This window comes from Chitinophaga skermanii, from assembly GCF_003259335.1.
GTDB lineage: Bacteria > Bacteroidota > Bacteroidia > Chitinophagales > Chitinophagaceae > Chitinophaga > Chitinophaga skermanii.
Map to the genome: position 1 here is coordinate 1 of NZ_QLLL01000005.1, position 17272 is coordinate 17272.

The 17272-nt window shown below is 41.4% G+C and carries 16 protein-coding genes; 10 read left to right on the plus strand and 6 right to left on the minus strand.

Annotated elements, in window-relative coordinates; genetic code table 11:
- The first annotated feature begins 52 nt into the window (after positions 1-52).
- Both LX64_RS13280 and LX64_RS13285 read left to right on the plus strand, forming a co-directional pair.
- The gene (locus LX64_RS13280) at positions 53-394 is read left to right on the plus strand and encodes a transposase (protein ID WP_111598167.1); all 342 of its coding nucleotides are present in this window, start codon (positions 53-55) and stop codon (positions 392-394) included.
- Complete coding sequence (locus LX64_RS13285; protein WP_111598168.1) at positions 391-1266, plus strand: IS3 family transposase; 876 nt, start codon at positions 391-393, stop codon at positions 1264-1266. Before LX64_RS13280 ends, LX64_RS13285 begins: the two co-directional genes overlap by 4 nt.
- A gap of 417 nt (positions 1267-1683) precedes the next feature.
- Here the strand turns inward: LX64_RS13285 and LX64_RS13290 are convergent, their stop codons facing one another.
- The 4 genes from LX64_RS13290 to kbl form a co-directional block, all read right to left on the minus strand.
- Positions 1684-2502 (minus strand): tetratricopeptide repeat protein, encoded by an 819-nt coding sequence (locus LX64_RS13290; protein WP_211324815.1) that lies wholly within the window; start codon positions 2500-2502, stop codon positions 1684-1686.
- The gene (locus LX64_RS13295) at positions 2499-3524 is read right to left on the minus strand and encodes a VWA domain-containing protein (RefSeq protein WP_245952651.1); all 1026 of its coding nucleotides are present in this window, start codon (positions 3522-3524) and stop codon (positions 2499-2501) included. Before LX64_RS13295 ends, LX64_RS13290 begins: the two co-directional genes overlap by 4 nt.
- Before the next feature lie 180 nt (positions 3525-3704).
- Positions 3705-4508 (minus strand): class D beta-lactamase, encoded by an 804-nt coding sequence (gene blaOXA / locus LX64_RS13300; protein ID WP_111598170.1) that lies wholly within the window; start codon positions 4506-4508, stop codon positions 3705-3707.
- Positions 4509-4709: 201 nt separating this feature from the next.
- Entirely contained in the window at positions 4710-5900 is a 1191-nt protein-coding gene (gene kbl / locus LX64_RS13305) for a glycine C-acetyltransferase (RefSeq protein WP_111598618.1), read from the minus strand.
- 156 nt (positions 5901-6056) lie between these two features.
- On the opposite strand from kbl, the gene LX64_RS13310 reads away from it, so the two are divergent.
- From LX64_RS13310 to LX64_RS13345, 8 genes are all read left to right on the plus strand, one after another.
- Entirely contained in the window at positions 6057-6266 is a 210-nt protein-coding gene (locus tag LX64_RS13310) for a hypothetical protein (RefSeq protein WP_111598171.1), read from the plus strand.
- A gap of 124 nt (positions 6267-6390) precedes the next feature.
- Complete coding sequence (locus LX64_RS13315) at positions 6391-6876, plus strand: RNA polymerase sigma factor (RefSeq protein WP_111598172.1); 486 nt, start codon at positions 6391-6393, stop codon at positions 6874-6876.
- Between the two features lie 54 nt (positions 6877-6930).
- The gene (locus tag LX64_RS13320; protein ID WP_111598173.1) at positions 6931-8022 is read left to right on the plus strand and encodes an anti-sigma factor family protein; all 1092 of its coding nucleotides are present in this window, start codon (positions 6931-6933) and stop codon (positions 8020-8022) included.
- 41 nt (positions 8023-8063) lie between these two features.
- Entirely contained in the window at positions 8064-8993 is a 930-nt protein-coding gene (locus LX64_RS13325; protein ID WP_111598174.1) for an outer membrane beta-barrel protein, read from the plus strand.
- Between the two features lie 105 nt (positions 8994-9098).
- Complete coding sequence (locus LX64_RS13330; RefSeq protein WP_148707312.1) at positions 9099-9458, plus strand: hypothetical protein; 360 nt, start codon at positions 9099-9101, stop codon at positions 9456-9458.
- A 150-nt stretch (positions 9459-9608) separates the two neighbouring features.
- Positions 9609-12542 carry a M16 family metallopeptidase gene (locus LX64_RS13335; RefSeq protein WP_111598176.1) on the plus strand — a complete coding sequence of 978 codons (2934 nt, stop codon included), beginning with the start codon at positions 9609-9611 and terminating at the stop codon, positions 12540-12542.
- A 132-nt stretch (positions 12543-12674) separates the two neighbouring features.
- A complete protein-coding gene (locus LX64_RS13340; RefSeq protein ID WP_111598177.1) occupies positions 12675-13235 on the plus strand; it encodes a L,D-transpeptidase family protein in 561 nt (186 codons plus the stop codon).
- 163 nt (positions 13236-13398) lie between these two features.
- On the plus strand, positions 13399-13878 hold the full coding sequence (locus tag LX64_RS13345) for a hypothetical protein (RefSeq protein ID WP_111598178.1): 480 nt from the start codon (positions 13399-13401) through the stop codon (positions 13876-13878).
- A 140-nt stretch (positions 13879-14018) separates the two neighbouring features.
- Here LX64_RS13345 and acs read toward each other — a convergent pair whose 3' ends face one another.
- On the minus strand, positions 14019-15932 hold the full coding sequence (gene acs / locus LX64_RS13350) for an acetate--CoA ligase (RefSeq protein WP_111598179.1): 1914 nt from the start codon (positions 15930-15932) through the stop codon (positions 14019-14021).
- A 160-nt stretch (positions 15933-16092) separates the two neighbouring features.
- A complete protein-coding gene (locus tag LX64_RS13355; RefSeq protein ID WP_111598180.1) occupies positions 16093-17253 on the minus strand; it encodes a tetratricopeptide repeat protein in 1161 nt (386 codons plus the stop codon).
- Between the last annotated feature and the right edge of the window lie 19 nt (positions 17254-17272).

The following is a 17272-nucleotide window of genomic DNA, read 5'->3' on the forward strand; positions in this document are numbered from 1 at the left end:
TGTCGGTTCCTAAAACGACTTTACATATAGTTAGCCTAAATTTGAGATAATTATGAAAAAGAAACATGGTCGTAGCGCCTTCCTTTACGAGGAGTCCTTCAAAATTATGATCGCCCGTGAGTACCTCACAGGTTCACTGAGTATGTCCGAACTAGCTAGGAAGCATGGTTTAAAAAGTGCATCTGTTGTGCAAACGATGGTAGAATGGTTTAGAAAGAATGAAGCTTCTACATCATCTAGTGTTCAGGCTTCTACCGCTAATAGTGAAGTGGAAGAGCAATTGAAGGATGCCCAACTTCGTATTACAGCCTTAGAAATGTTGATCAAAAATGCAGAAAAGGAGCTGGGCGTTGATATCGTAAAAAAGCTTGGCATCAAACAGCCACCCAAATGAAAGCGATAATGCGGGAAGTCCCCTTGTCAAAAATCTGTGGTTTGTTTGGTAAAACAAGGCAAGCATGGTATGATATTAAACAACGTGATAGCAGTAGTAGTTGGCAAAAAGCAGTCGTATTAGACTTGGTGCAAGCCGTCAAGAAAATGGTTCCAAAAAGTGGTACTATTAAGCTTTACAAGGAGCTAAAGCCCACCTTTGTGTCTCAAAACATAAAACTAGGAAGGGATGGTCTACACGCATTATTGGCCGATCACGGGTTATTGGTAAAACGTCACAAAAAGAGGGTATATACGACGCAGTCTAGTCATCATTACCGTAAATGGCCTAGCTTAATCCAAGGAATGGTACCTAGTCGACCAGAACAGTTATGGGTAAGTGATATTACTTACTTGTCTACTAAAAATGGTTTTATACACTTGTCATTAATAACAGACGCTTATTCAAGGAAAATTGTGGGTTACGAGTTAAGCCCCAATTTAAAAGCTGACGGCTGTATTGCAGCCTTAAAAAGGGCCTTAAAGGCAAGGGCTTTACCTGCCGAATCCCTCATTCATCATTCTGATCGCGGTGTGCAATATTGCTGTAACGATTACGTAAGCGTGCTGCAAAAAAACGGTGTTAAAATCAGCATGACCCAGACGGGGAGCCCATATGAAAATGCATTAGCCGAACGTGTAAATGGTATTTTGAAACAGGAATTTGAACTAAACCAACAATTTCCTTCTTTCCAAGCAGCCGTAAAGCAGGTAAATAGCGCCATTTACCGCTACAACCAGTATAGACGGCACTTTGGATGCGATTTACAAACACCAGCTACGAAGCATAATGCTGGTATTCAAGCTGTTTGTCAAGTAAAATCAGTAATTTGACAAACCCTGTCAAGTTCATTTAGTAATATCGCTAGCTAAGTGTCAAGTTATTTTAGTACAAGACAAAGTAAACCCTATGTAACCTCCAAGTACTTTCCATGTAAATCCCATGTAAATCCATGTAAGTTAGTCGTAGTTCATCGCATTCTCACCAGTGTTTTCCTATAGCGCCCCTATCTTCTCCCTAGTAAAAGCCTATCCTTACCCTATCCTAAGCCTATCTCGACCCTATCCCAAGCCTATCTTAAGCCTATCCCAGGCCAATTTCCACTATTGTATATCAATATGTTAGCTCTATATTTCGTTTATCCGCTATTCATTAGTTATTTATTATCAAAGCCCCCAGCGATTTTGGACCTAAAATGAAAAAGGACGCCCCAGGTGAAGCGTCCTTTTTAAAAAGTAAGAATATGTTGATTACCAATCTTTTTCAACAGCTACCGGCCTACCTTTCACTTTTTTCATTTTGTCCTGCAGTTTCTTTTCCTCTTGGGCTAAAGCTTGTAGCAATTGCTGGGCTTCTTTCTCGTTTAGCTTGCTAGGCTGCGGTTCTGGTTTCTGTTGATCTTGTTGGTCTTTATCTTTGTCTTGTTTGTCTTTGTTTTGATCCTTGTTCTGATCTTTCTTGTCTTTGTTATCCTTGTCTTTATTGTCCTTGTTGTCCTTGTCTTTATTGTCCTTGTTGTCTTTGTCCTTATCCTTGTCTTTGTCTTTTTGATCTTTGTTTTGATCCTTATCCTGGTCTTTTTTGTCTTTATCCTTGTCTTTGTTCTGTTGTTGTTGCTGTTGCTTCAATTTCTCTTGTGCGTAAGCCAGGTTGTAGCGGGCTTCTTCGTCTTTGGGGTTCTTCTTCAAAGCGTCTTTATAGGCTTTGATGCTTTCTTCCCATTTCTGGTCACTCATGAAGGTATTACCAATGTTGTAATTGGCATTCGCCTGTACGCCTTTATTATTGCTGAGCTTTGCTACGTTGGTATATTGATTACGTGCATCTTCGAAGCGCTTTTGCTCGTACATACTGTTGCCTAGGTTGAAAGTCGCAGTAGGGCTGCGGGCATCTTTATCCAAGGCTTTTTTATAGCTGGCTTCGGCATCGGCAAACTGTTGTTGTTTGTATTGCTTATTTCCTTCGCGGATGAATTTACTGGTTGTTTGAGCGGATGCGATGCCGGCGCCACCCAACAACCAACAGGCTACTAATAAGCCCTTTTTCAGGTTGAATGTTGTAGTCGTCATGCTGTTGTTGTTTGTTTACGTGGGAACAGTTTGAAGTTCTTCACGTTGGGTACAAAAAATTCAATCAAGATCAATAATAAACAAATACCAATGAAGTACTGGAAGTAGCTGTTGTAATCGGAGAACATGCTGTCGCCGAATTCTTTCTGCTCCATACTGTCGATGCGGTTAGATAATGCATTCACGATCTCGTCGGTGTTGTTTTCTAAATGCAAGTACACGCCTTTACCGGTGTTAGCGATTTTTTGGAGTGCTTCTTCATTCAACTTGGAAATCACCACGTTACCTTTCGCATCTTTCTTATTACCACCATTTTCATCGGGTAGGGGCGAACCTGTTACGGAACCGATACCTACAGTATTGATCATTACACCTTGATCTAAGGCATTTTTAGCTTGCGCCATTGCGCCTTCATCATGATCTTCACCATCACTAATGATAATGAGTGCTTTATGTTTCCTTTCTTTTTTATTGAAAGCGTCGTTACTTACTTTAATGGCTTCGCCGATAGCGGTACCCTGTGTAGGTATCATATCGGGCGTAACCGTACCGAGGTACATGCGTGCCGCAGAATAATCCACAGTTAGTGGCATTTGTAAATAGGCATTCCCAGCGAAAACAACGAAACCTACACGGTCGTTATCTAGCTTTTCCATCAATTTTGTAATCAATTGCTTGGCACGGGTTAACCTATCGGGTGCTACGTCGGTGGCTAGCATACTCTTACTTACGTCGAGGGCAATCACCACATCAACGCCTTTTCTAGTAATTTTTTCTTTGCGGGTACCTTTCTGGATATTCGCCAACCCAATTACGCCAATGGCAAAGGCCAAGGCTAACAACACAAATTTGATGTTGAAAAAGCGGCGGGAATAGTTGGTAAACATCCTCGTAACGGTAACAGGATCGCCCATTTTGCGGATAGAACGGCGTTTCCACCATAATGCCGAAATAAATGCGCCTACAATAAAAATGAGCAATACCAATGCCCATAAGTATTCTATATGTTGAAATCGTAGCATGATATAATCGCAGAGCCAGCCTTTTTAACAAGACATGGTTAGTTTCAAAAATAATTTTTTTACGACGGAATTCAAGTGTTGCACCGCTTTATTTATGAGTTTTTTAACGAATAAGTGCAAAAAAAAGTCGGCCTTCATCCAAGAAGACCGACTTTCTCAATTATTTTATGCTGCAATAGCTTACATCTTTCCTTCAAAATACCCCTCTTGCTTCAAAATATCACGGGTAATTTTCTGGCGGATATTTATCATATCGAAGTTAGGATCTTCCGATTCCAAGTTCAATACAAAGAAAGTAGGGCGGTTATTCTCTTCAATCCAGCCTACCATCCAGCCAATATTACGTTTACCTACGATGCCCCACCCGGTTTTATAGCTCAGTTTATATTTATGGTTGCTTTCCATCAACATCACATCACGCACATACTGCATAGATGTTTTGTGAAAGGGCAATTGGTCGAAATACAATTTCTTCATAAAACCCAGTTGCTCATCAGGCGAAATCTGTAACGAATTATCCAACCAGAAAGAATCTACTTTGCTGATTTTCTTATTGCCATAACCTACAGAATCAATCCAAAACTGCATAGTATCCTTGCCAATTCTGCGCGCTACTTCTTGGAAATAAGGCACTGCCGATACTCTAAATGCTTGGCGCATCGATAAATCCTGGTTCCATTCTGGGTTCGTATGGGTAACACCATCCCATTTAATTACCATGCCCGTATCGGTAATCGCACCCGTTTGCATGCCTACCAACGAGTTGAAAATCTTAAAAGTAGAGGCCGGTAAGAAACGTTCTTTGGCGCGTTCTATATTATACACTTTAAAAGAACCCTGGGCATTGTCGAAAAGCATAAAACAACCTTCAGCTTTCGCTTCGGCGAAGTATTTTTCCCAACTCGGCTCATTTTTCACATTGTTTGGCGAGCAAGCGCTCATTACCAACCCAGCTAACAAGAATATCCAACCAAATCGTTTCATCGGCAATTTTTTTTAAGATGATCCGCAAAAATAAGGCATCAACGATGCATTTGTAGCCCTGGATAAAAGTTTGACAATCACCTGGGCGTGATTTTATACGTGAACCCTTACTCGTGGCGGCTTCATTCGTATAAAAAAAGACAGCCGCCCCTAGCAAGTAGGGACGGCTGCTTGTTATGCGATCCGTAAAACGGATGATAATTATCCTTTTATAACACCCAACTCTTTACCCACTTTAATAAATGCGTTGATCGCTTTATCTAAGTGTTCTTGTTCATGGGCGGCGCTCAATTGTACACGGATACGCGCTTGACCTTTCGGTACTACTGGGAAGAAGAACCCAATCACGTAAATACCTTCTTGTAACAATTTATCTGCAAACTGTTGGCTCAACACAGCGTCATATAACATAACCGGTACAATCGGGTGATCGCCAGGTTTGATGTCGAAGCCGGCTTCCGTCATTTTTGAACGGAAATATTTCGTGTTGTATTCCAATTTATCGCGTAAAGCCGTTGTTTCGCTCAACATATCCAATACCGCGATAGAAGCACCTACGATGCTTGGCGCTACGGAGTTAGAGAATAAGTATGGGCGGCTACGTTGACGTAAAATATCGATCACCTCTTTCGGGCCAGATGTGAAACCACCAGAAGCACCACCAAGGGCTTTACCAAGTGTGCCCGTAATAATGTCGATACGACCCATTACGTTCCTGTATTCGTGTGTACCACGACCGGTTTTACCCAAGAAGCCAGTAGAATGGCTTTCGTCGATCATCACAATCGCGTCGTATTTATCGGCTAAATCGCAGATTTTATCGAGTTGCGCGATAGTACCGTCCATACTGAATGAGCCATCGGTAACTATAATGCGGCTGCGGAGGTGTTGAGATTCTTTCAGCTTCGCTTCGAGATCTTCCATATTGTTGTGTTCGTAGCGGTAGCGCTGTGCTTTACAGAGGCGAACACCGTCGATAATAGAAGCGTGGTTTAAAGCATCGGAGATAATAGCATCTTGTTCGTTGAACAACGGTTCGAAAACGCCGCCGTTAGCATCGAAAGCTGCTACATAGAGAATTGTATCTTCTGTACCGAGGAATTTAGAGATTTTTTGTTCTAGTTCGCGGTGAATATCTTGGGTACCGCAAATGAAACGAACGGAACTCATACCATAACCATGGGTATCGATTGCGTGTTTAGCGGCGTCGATTACTTTTGGGCTGGAAGAAAGACCTAAGTAGTTATTAGCACAGAAATTGATAACGGTGTTACCGTTCACTTGGATTTCGGCGCCTTGTTCGGAAGTGATAATGCGTTCTTTCTTAAATAAGCCGGCCTCTTGGATTTCGGCAACTTCTTGTTGTAAACGATCGGTGAATTTCTTATTCATGTGAGCATAAATTTTAATGCTTGTAGATATACCAGTGCAAAAGTAAGCAGTTAAAAGTACAGCAGAATTCGATGTGGACATTTTAAGGTCCTATAATCGAAAAAACTTTTGACTTGGGTGTAACATTCCCCACATGCTGTACGTCATATTATTATCATGCAAAAGCAGGCAATGAACCAGCGCGGGAGCAATTTTACCCGCTTAATCCTGTTCCTAGCGATACTTTCTGTGCTAGGAATGGTGTGGTTCTGCCTCATCATCAGTCGATTAGCACCTCTTCAAGAGAGCAAATCAGAAAAGAATACACGCCATGTTATGGAAAAGTTGCAATGGACGAGGATTTTGTTCTATGTAGAAGGTATATAACGGGCACAGCGGACCTTAGCCGCTCTATGAGTATCTCTTATATATGAGAAAATGTGAGATAGGAGTGTGTGGTGAGAATTAGAAATTATGTCGGAACTTTAGCACTTTAAAAGCCGCTGCCCGGATGACGGAAAAGGAGTATAACAAGTGTGTGGATTTGTATGCAGATAGTCTCTTCCGCTTTATCGTGAAAAACTTAGAGCATAGTGAAGACGCGAGAGATGTGGTACAGAACGCATTTGAAATATTATGGAAACATTGTGATGATGTGCCTTCTGAGAAGGCTAAGTCATACCTATTCACTGTTGCGTACCATAACATGATTGATCATGTACGTAAAGTGAAGCGGATTTCCTTGGTAGACGAGTTTAAAGATGATGCTAAAATATCGGATCAGCGCGTGCACAATGCCAAGCAAGTACTAGAATCGGCGATGACCCGCCTTTCGGATGTACAACGCTCCCTGGTAATGCTGAAAGATTACGAAGGCTATAGCTATGAAGAAATCGGGGAAATCATGCATTTGTCTCCCTCCCAAGTAAAGGTATACTTGCACCGTGCTAGAACACATTTGAAAGAATACCTGGGTAAAATGGATAACGTTATTTAATCATTTGTATTTTTAAAGCCGATCATATTCCCATAAGGGATTAAAATATATAACATGTCAGTAGACATTAACATATCAAACTACGAGCAGTACTTACTCTGCTATATCGACGGGGAATTGAACCCCGAAGAAATAGCCGCGTTGGAGCTTTTCTTGGAAAAGTACCCCGACTTGCGTCAAGAACTGGCACAGCTGGAAGCCGTTAAGTTGCTGCCGGAAGAGGAGATCGTGTTTGACAATAAGGCAATGCTCTACCGTGGTGCCCAAGGCGTTCATCAACACAATTACCAATCGTACATGCTAAGCAAGGTGGATGGGGAGTTGTCGAAAGCAGGGGAAGCCGAGTTAGCAGCATTTTTACAAAACAACCCGGCTTACCAAGGTGAAATGGCGGCCTTCATGGCTACAAAGTTGCAACCCGATACTAGTATTGGGTTTGGAGATAAGTCGGTATTATATAAACACCGCCAAAAAGTGCAGCCGATTTGGTTGCGTAGAACGGCGTGGTATGCTGCTGCGGCAGTAATAGCCGGTATTATGGTGTGGCAATTGCCCGGGATGATGGAGGATAGAAGTGTTACACCGGCACAAACAACAACTACTACAGCTACAAACGAGCAAAATACAACGAACGCGGAAACCGTGGAGCCAAGTAATACGCCCGCCGTTAGCCCTCAAAGCAATGATATAGCCATTGCATCGAATGATGCCATGAACACTACAACACAACAAGCAAGCATGGCAAACCATGCAGCACATGTGCAAGTCGACAACACAACATCAGCAGCGTCTGAACAAACAGTGGCCGCGAAAGCAGCATTTATTGAACCGGTAAATGTTAGCACTTCATCAGCGCCAACAACAGTGAACAGTAACATAGCGGCGGTGAATAATACCATCGCCTTACATAAAGAAGAAACGGCAACAAGTACGGCGAAAATCGACCCTGAAATTGCCATCGCTTCCAGTCAAACAGGGCAGGAAAACGAAGCAAGTAGGTTTGGAGCGACAACAGCAACAATGGCCACACCGCCACCGCCACCACCAGGTGAATTGATCATGTCGATCAGTTCCAGTGGCGAAGGGAAGCTGTTGGACAAAGTAACCAACGTAGCACGTTTCTTCGGTAAAAAGAAAAGAAACTAGGGTGGGCACCCCTGTAATAAAATTAAACAGGACGAAATTTTATGAAGTGTAAAATTTTACTCGTGTTGTTAGGCTTGATGTTATCGTACGTGGCGGAAGCCCAAGTAACATCGGATACTATACAGATTCGGAGTTTAATCATCGTAAGAAACAAGGATACGCGTAATAGGAATACATTTAAGATGTATAACGATACGGCGTATATGAGAAATAAACTCAAGAAAAATCTACATACACGCTTTTTCGTATTCGATATCGGTTTCAATAACTACATCGATCGCAGCCAATACGGTAGCGCGATGGTAGCTGCTCGTTACCCATATAATAATTATGGCTTACAAGGAAGTATTGCTACAACTAACGATCAAACGTACTACAAATACGATTATACCGGGGTAGGCTTGAACACTTTCGCACCAAGAGCAGGCAGCGAACCGCTGACGCCAAGCGAATTCAAGTTAATTACAGGGAAATCGATAAATGTGAATGTGTGGTTGATGATGCAGCGATTGAACCTGCGCAAGCATAAATTGAACTTGATTTATGCATTGGGTTTGGAGATGAATAATTACCGCTACGCAAGAAACATCAGCTACAAACCAGGTTATCCAACACAAATCGTACGCGATACAATCGATTTCAGTAAAAATAAATTGTACACAGGCTACCTTTCAGTGCCGTTAATGTTGAACTATAATTCGAACCCAGCTAGGCCATCCCGCGCATTTGAAGCGAGTTTCGGCGTAATGGGCGGTTACTTGGTAAAGGCTCGTACCAAGCAAGTAAGCGAAGAATATGGGAAAGTGAAACAGAACGATGAGTTCAATTTAAATAAGTGGCGTTTAGCGTTAACGAGTGAAATTGGATATGGACCGGTGAAATTATATGGTAATTTCTCGCTAACACCGCTACACGACTACGGATTAGAGCAATATCCATTCTCGATAGGGTTTAGGTTTAACGGTTTCTAATCCTATGTAAAATTATAATACCTTATTTTTGTGTCGCTTTTTATGGAGAATTGATGAATTAGGCATCCTTCTTGTCCATAAGAACGAAACCAAATAACAATATCCATGAAATCACTATTCGCTTTATTAGCCGTATCCTGTTTAATCGCTGTGATGCATGCCAACAAGGACAAAATCATCGGTATTCAAGCGTCTGATCCAATGACGAAGTTGGCGCCTTATAAATCGAATAATACAACATTACCTTCTCCATCAACAGAAGAAGAAATGGTAATGGTACCGGATAGTGTTTACCAAGCAAGCCGCTTAGACCCCGCTAGGTATACTGGACATTACCATGTACTGTATGTACAAACGGCAAAAAATCCGAATACTTTAACACGTTCACAAGTATTTCAATTAAAACGTGAAGAGAAATTGGCTTCTATTACAGAACCAGGGAAGGATTTGAGCCAAAGAAATTAATACGAATCAGCTTTCTTTTTGTAAATGCCCGCATCGTGGGCTTTTGCCGTTTATCCCTAATTCAAGCGATTTTTTCCTCTCCGTTTCCTGAAAATTGAGGCCTTCAAGTTATATTTGGAAAATTCTATTTTCAAAAAACCAACAAGAAGTATGAGAGTCCTCAAACTATTCTTACTCCTCGTAGTGGCCGGGAATGCGACTTTCGCACAAAGCAAATACGAATGGAAGGAAGGAAATGCCGGTGGTTATACGTATAAGTATGTAACCAACGACCCAATGCAGGCCCGCTTTTACACATTGAAAAATGGCCTGACGGTTATTTTAAGTGTCAACAAGAAAGAGCCCCGAATTCAAACCCTCATCGGCGTAAGAGCCGGTAGCACTAGCGATCCTGCTGATCACACTGGTTTAGCTCACTACCTAGAGCACCTTTTATTCAAAGGCACCGATAAATACGGCTCACTCGATTGGGCAAAGGAAAAACCTTACCTCGATCAAATCGAAGGCTTGTACGATGTGTACAACCAAACTACCGATGTGGCTAAAAGAAAAGCTATCTACCGTCAAATCGATAGCGTATCTGGTATCGCTGCGAAGTATGCAATCGCAAACGAATACGATAAAATGATGACGGCAATGGGTGCGCAAGGAACAAATGCGCATACCTCGAATGAAGAAACAGTGTACGAAGAAGATATTCCTTCTAACGCGGTAGATAAGTTCCTAACTTTACAAGCAGAACGCTTCCGCAACCCACAATTCCGTATTTTCCATACAGAACTTGAAGCGGTATACGAAGAAAAAAACCGTGGCCTAGATAATGATAACAACAAAATGTACGAAACCCTTTTCGCCGCTTTGTTCCCTACACATAACTACGGTCAACAAACTACTATCGGTACGATCGAACACCTTAAAAATCCTTCCCTCAAAGCTATCCGCAAATTCTACGATACATACTATGTACCTAATAATATGTCGATCGTAATGGCAGGTGACTTCGACCCGGATTATGTTATTAAAAAGATCGATGAGAAATTCAGCTACATGCAACCTAAACCTGTAACTGAATATACTGCTGCTCCAGAAAAAGCCATCACAGCTCCTATCGTAAAAGAAGTGATTGGTCCAGACGCAGAAAGTGTAAATATCGCTTTCCGTTTACCGGGTGCAGAAGATACTAAAACCCGCTTACTCATCGCTGCTTTGGCACAAGTATTAACCAATGGTAGCGCCGGTTTGATGGACTTAAACTTGAACAAACAACAGAAGTTGCTGAGCGCTAGCGCAGGCGATTACGGTTTGAAAGATTATACTGTATTGTTCCTTGCTGGTAAAGCAAAAGAAGGTCAAACCCTCGAAGATGTCCGCGATTTGTTATTGGGCCAGTTAGAGATCTTGAAAAAAGGTCAGTTCGACGAAACCCTTATCAAAGCCATCGTAAACAACTACAAACTCGCCGAAATCCAAGGATTGGAAAGCAATAACAACCGTGCTACTTCTATCATGGATAACTACATCAAAAGTGCCGGTAAAACTTGGGCAGCAGATGTAGCGTATATCGACGACCTTAGCAAAATCTCGAAACAACAAATTGTTGACTTTGCTAACAAAAACTTGAATAACAACTACGTAATTGTTTACAAACGTAAAGGTGAAGATAAGAGCACAGAGAAAGTAGAGAAACCACCCATTACACCTGTAGAAGTAAACCGTGATGCACAATCAGCCTTCTTGAAATCTATTTTTGAAATGCCGGCAACACCTGTGAAGCCACAGTGGTTGGATTTCAACAAGGATATTCAAAAAGGTAAAGTAGGTGCAGCCGATGTATTGTACGTACAGAATAAAGAAAATGGCTTGTTCCGTTTGTACTACAAATTCGATATGGGTTCTTGGAACAATAAATTGTTGCCATTAGCTGCTACATATTTGAGTTTCTTAGGTACAGATAAAATGTCTGCTGAAGAAATCACGAAACAATTCTACAACATCGCTTGTAGCTTTAAAGTGTCTGCAGGTTCTGATGAATCATCGATCGTTATTTCGGGCTTGAACGAAAACTTCGATCAAGCAGTGAAATTATTCGAAGATTTAATCCGCAACTGTAAAGTAGATGAGAATGCATTCGCAGCATTGAAAAGCAGGATCAACAAATCTCGTACTGATGCTAAGTTGAACAAAGGTCAAATCATGAACGCACTTACTTACTACGGTATGTACGGTGCAAAAAATCCTTTCAATAACACCTTATCTAAAGCTGATTTAGAGAGCTTGAAAGCACAAACATTGGTAGATCTTTTACATAGCTTACCGAACTTCAAACCAACCATCATCTACTACGGTCCGAAACCATTAGCAACTTTAACGGCTGATGTAAAACGCTTGCACCCAATGCCGGCTACTTTTGCAACGCCACCTGCTGCTACTAAATTCGAACAAGTACACAATACAAAAGGAAATGTATTGTTCACAGATTATAACATGGTACAATCAGAAGTTAGATGGGTATATAACGATACGAAGTATGATCCAAAAGAAACAGCTATCGTAGAATTGTTCAACGCATACTTCGGCGGTGGTATGGGATCGATCGTATTCCAAACTATTCGTGAATCGAAAGCATTGGCTTATTCAACTTACGCGTACTACAGCTCTCCAAACAAAAAAGAATTGTCGTACACCACCATGGCATACGTAGGTAGCCAAGCAGATAAAATGAACGAAGCCATTGCTGGTATGAATGAATTGTTAACAGACATTCCTCGTTCCGACAAAGCTTTAATCACTGCGAAAGCAAGCATGAAGCAAGATATTGAAACGCAAAGAGTAACGCAAGATGGTATTATCGCGAACTACTTGAATGCGAAAAAATTGGGATTGGATTACGACTTGCGTAAAGACGTATATAATGCCATAGATAATATGAACTTCGAACAAGTGAAAGCATTCCACGCTAAACACATCGCCGGTAAGCCATACACTTATTGTGTATTAGCATCTGATAAACGTGTTAGTGAAGAAGACTTGAAAAAATACGGTGACGTGAAAAAATTATCACTCGAAGAATTATTCGGGTACTAATATTTTTTTCAATACATATAAAAACATCCCGCTTCTGCAAGATAGAGGCGGGATGTTTCTTTTTAGAAGAAACGATATATTTGCATGCAATAAAACCTTATACCCTAACGTTAATATCCTATTGAAATTCCTATGAAGCAGTGGTTACATTATTGTTGGCTACTTCTATTATTACCATTATGTAGCTTTATTTCCGAAGAAGACTTATACCGCGTAAAACTAAATCCCGCTAATATCGATGCCGACAAGGTTTTCCTGTTGATCGATAAAAGCGATTATCGAATGTATGTATATGAAGACGTTACGTTGATTAAGATTTACAAGGTTGTATTTGGTAATGATGATATGGGCGACAAGCGCATAGAAGGCGACCGGAAAACACCGGAAGGTACTTTCCGTATTTTATCTAAACGGTATGATAATCGTTGGAACAGATTTTTGTTGTTAGATTATCCGAATGAAAGTTCGTACAGCAAATTTCAAAACAGGCAAGCCCGTGGAGAAATTTCGCAAGCCGCTACTATCGGGAATGGCATTGGTATTCATGGTGTAGAAAAAACATCTGGTATAACAGATGTGTATGTTGAAAAACGGATTAATTGGACACTTGGATGTATCAGCATGAAAACAGAAGATGTGAATGAATTATACGAAGTTTTAAAAGTTGGTACGCCAGTTGTTATAAGATATTAAACTGCATAACCTATGCACGTGTCATAAATGCCCAAGGCCTTCATAGCCTGGGCATTTATATTTTTAGGTAGAAAAGAAATCCAATTCTTCGTTTACCACGTACATGAAATTATAATCTCATAGCATGCACATGCGCTTTTACCATTGGTTGTTCCTTTTGTGCATGGCAGTAGTATTAGGATGTAATAAGGTGGAAGATGAGGAAATAGCCTTGCGAAGTGAAACCTTCAATTACACTTTTAATAACGGCGCCATGGGGAGCGGTACTGCGTATAACGGCACACACGATAGAAGCTTATCGGCTCAAATAAAAATAGAAGAACTACAAGACGGGCGAACGAGTTTTTCGGCCATATTAAATGGAACAATACCAGGCGCAGTATACAAAGTACATATACACGATTATCAATCACCGGTAGCACCAAGTTTTTTACCGTATAAAACAACTCCAAATATTTCAATACTAGCTACCGACGTGGTAGGGAATGGAGCTACGGCTGTATCCGGTGGTATATCAACCATGGGTTATGATCAATTTATCAATGCCTACAAAGGAATATTAATTGTGCACGACCCGGCTGTTTTCAGTGTAACTAGTATGTCTACTTTCTTGGTATTTGGAAAGATTGGGATGAAGTACTAATGTTTTCTCATAGCATATGATTGATCCGTATAGGTTAATATGGTTTGATAAAATAAGATACGTGGTCAATCAAACTCCTGTTTTCAACGAAAAAAGGTGCCGAGATAATCGGCACCTTTTGTTTTTTATGATAAGTAATATTACAATCTTCCACGCTTGATTTCATCTACAACACCCGGGTCGAGTAAAGTAGATGTATCTCCTAGGTTGTCCATTTCGTTTTCCGCTATTTTGCGGAGGATACGGCGCATAATTTTGCCGGAACGTGTTTTTGGTAAGCCGCTCACGAATTGAATCCTATCGGGCTTCGCAATCGGACCAATAATCCTCGATACCGTTTGCATAATGTCTTTACGCGTTAACTCAGGATCTTTCGATAAGTTCTCTAAAATCACGTACGCATAAATACCTTGACCTTTAATATCGTGCGGGTATCCCACAACAGCGCTTTCTACAACACCTGCGTGCATATTGATGGCGTTTTCAACCTCGGCTGTTCCAATACGGTGACCACTTACGTTCAATACATCATCTACACGGCCGGTAATGCGATAGAAACCTTCTTCATCCCGCAAACAACCGTCGCCCGTGAAGTATAAGTTTTCATACGTAGCAAAGTAGTTCGTGCGGCAGCGTTCATGATCGCCGTATGTTGTGCGCAACATACCTGGCCAAGGGAACTTGATACACAAGTTGCCACTTACTCCATTACCCTCGATTTCCTTACCTTGTTCATCGACCAAAACAGGTTGAATACCTGGCATAGGAAGGGTTGCATAACCTGGTTTTTCCGGCGTTACACCTGCTAGGGTAGTAATCATAATACCGCCCGTTTCTGTTTGCCACCAGGTATCGGCAATCGGTGCACGCCCTTTACCGATATTATCTTTATACCAATGCCATGCTTCTTCGTTGATGGGTTCACCTACAGAACCCAATTTAGTTAAAGAAGAAAGGTCTTTATGATTTACAGGACCTAAGCCGAAGCCCATTAAGCTACGAATAGCTGTAGGAGCAGTGTATAGTGTATTTACACGGTATTTATCTACGATATCCCAGAAACGACCAGCATCTGGATAAGTAGGTACACCTTCGAACATAAGGGTAGTAGCGCCAGCACTCAAAGGGCCGTAAACGATGTAGCTGTGACCGGTAATCCAACCGATGTCGGCAGTACAGAAGAATACTTCGCCTTGTTTGTATTGGAATGTATTAACGAACGTATAGTTAGCATATACCATGTAACCGCCACAGGTGTGTACCACACCTTTAGGTTTGCCGGTTGAGCCGGATGTATACAGAATGAATAATTCGTCTTCGGCGTCCATCTCTTCTGCAGGGCAAGGCGGGTTGCCTTGTGTTTCTACAGCCTTGATTTCATCTTCCCACCATACATCTCTGCCTTTTAGCATACTAACTGGCGTACGAGTACGTGTGCAAACGATTACTTTTTTCACCGTAGGGCAGGCCATTAAAGCATCGTCAATCACTGCTTTTAATGGAATATCTTTTGCACCACGGAATGCGCCGTCGCAAGTGATCACCAAGCTGCATTGAGCATCTTGTATACGATCTGCAATCGATTGGGCACTAAAACCGCCGAATACCACTGAGTGAATAGCGCCAATTCTCGCACATGCTAATACGGCGATCGCTAACTCTGGAATCATACCCATGTAAATACATACACGGTCGCCCTTTTTAACGCCATTGTTTTTTAATACGTTCGCGAATTGACATACTTTATTGTACAAATCGCGGTATGTAATAACACGGTGACGTTCTTCCGGATCGTTAGGTTCCCAGATAATAGCAGGCTGATTCCCCAAAGTGCCGAGGTGCCTATCTAAACAGTTTTCTGTAATGTTCACTTTAGCTCCTAGGAACCACTTCACACTAGGATCTTTAAAATTCCATTCTAAAACGCGGTCCCATTTACGGCGCCAGTAAAAATGATCTGCTACGTTAGCCCAAAAACCTTCTGGATCGGTTACGCTATGCTGCCAGGCTTGTTTATATTCTTCGTAGCTCTTGAGTTGGTATGGATAAGACATGACTCTTCCCGTTGTTTAATAAATTTTGTGATTTTGTATCAGTTAACGTTGTGACACTAAATTTAATAAACATTCTGCAAGAATTTTAGCAAGAAATGTTAAATAAAAAGCATGTCCCACGGGGGAACATGCCTTTTGGATTGAACTGTTTGTTTGTTTTCTAGTTGATTTGTTTCAGTCTTTCTTTGACATACGCTTCAACAGCAGCATCTTTATTTCCGTTGTTTTCAGCTTCCTTTAAATACTTTGTGTAGAAGCGTTTTGCCGTTTGCGGCTGGCTCAATTTTGCATCGTAAATCGTTGCAATTTGGTACATCGGAACGGGACTTCTTACTAAGTAATAGGCAGTGTCGAATTGCTGGATCGCTGTTTTGAATTTTTTCATCGCGTTGAAATTGTCGCCCATGGCAGCGTAATAGTCGCTAAGAGCCGAGTTTTTCGTTAGCTCGATACATTTCGCCAGCAACTCGTTGCTGTTATCAAATTCCTTTTTAGCAGAATAAGATAGCGCAGCGTAGTACATGACGGTCGGAGAGGCAGCATTAAAAGCGTTTAAAAATTCATATGTTCTGATGGCAGAATTGTAGTCTTTTTTGATGTAGTAAGCCACAGTAACGTAAGTCATTGAGTTGGCTGATACAATGTGGCTGCGAACGAGCAATTCTCCGAGGGCGATTACTTTATCGTAGTTATTTTGATTATAAGCGCTACGGATGCTAGGATTGATAATGCTCAACTGGGAAGAATCGCGTAACAAGTATTTGTCGAGAATGCTATCAGCAGAAGAGTAGTTCTTTTGTTCGAGGTAAATTTCTGCCAAGCGGGCTACCACCTTCACATCGTTTGGGTTTAGGCCATATGAAATTTGTAAGTATTTAAAGGCAGAATCTGACTTTTGTGCGTTTGTACAAGCAAAGCTAAGATTCCTGTAATAGGTGGCGTTATTGGGTACCAGGTCGATCAGCTGTAAATAATACTCAATTGCCTTAGGATACAACTCTTTCGCTGATTGGATAGAAGCTAGGTATTGTAGAGCAGTGATATTTTTTGGATCGATGGTAAGGATTTCGCGGTAATGTTGTTCGGCCTCGAGTGTTTGGCCGTTTAGGTAATAGGCGTAGGCAAGAAGTCCCAGCTCTTTGGGATCGTTGCGTTGGGCACGTTCATTTAAGTATGCAATGGCTTGGTCGTACTGTTGTAATTGTAAGTACTCCATCACAATTGTTTTGTCGATTGCTGATGAAGATTGTGCTGTAGCGGGTTTCCAAGCAAAACACAACATGGCAACCATAACGAAATAGATCTTGGTAACAGGTTTCATAACACATATTTATAGCTTA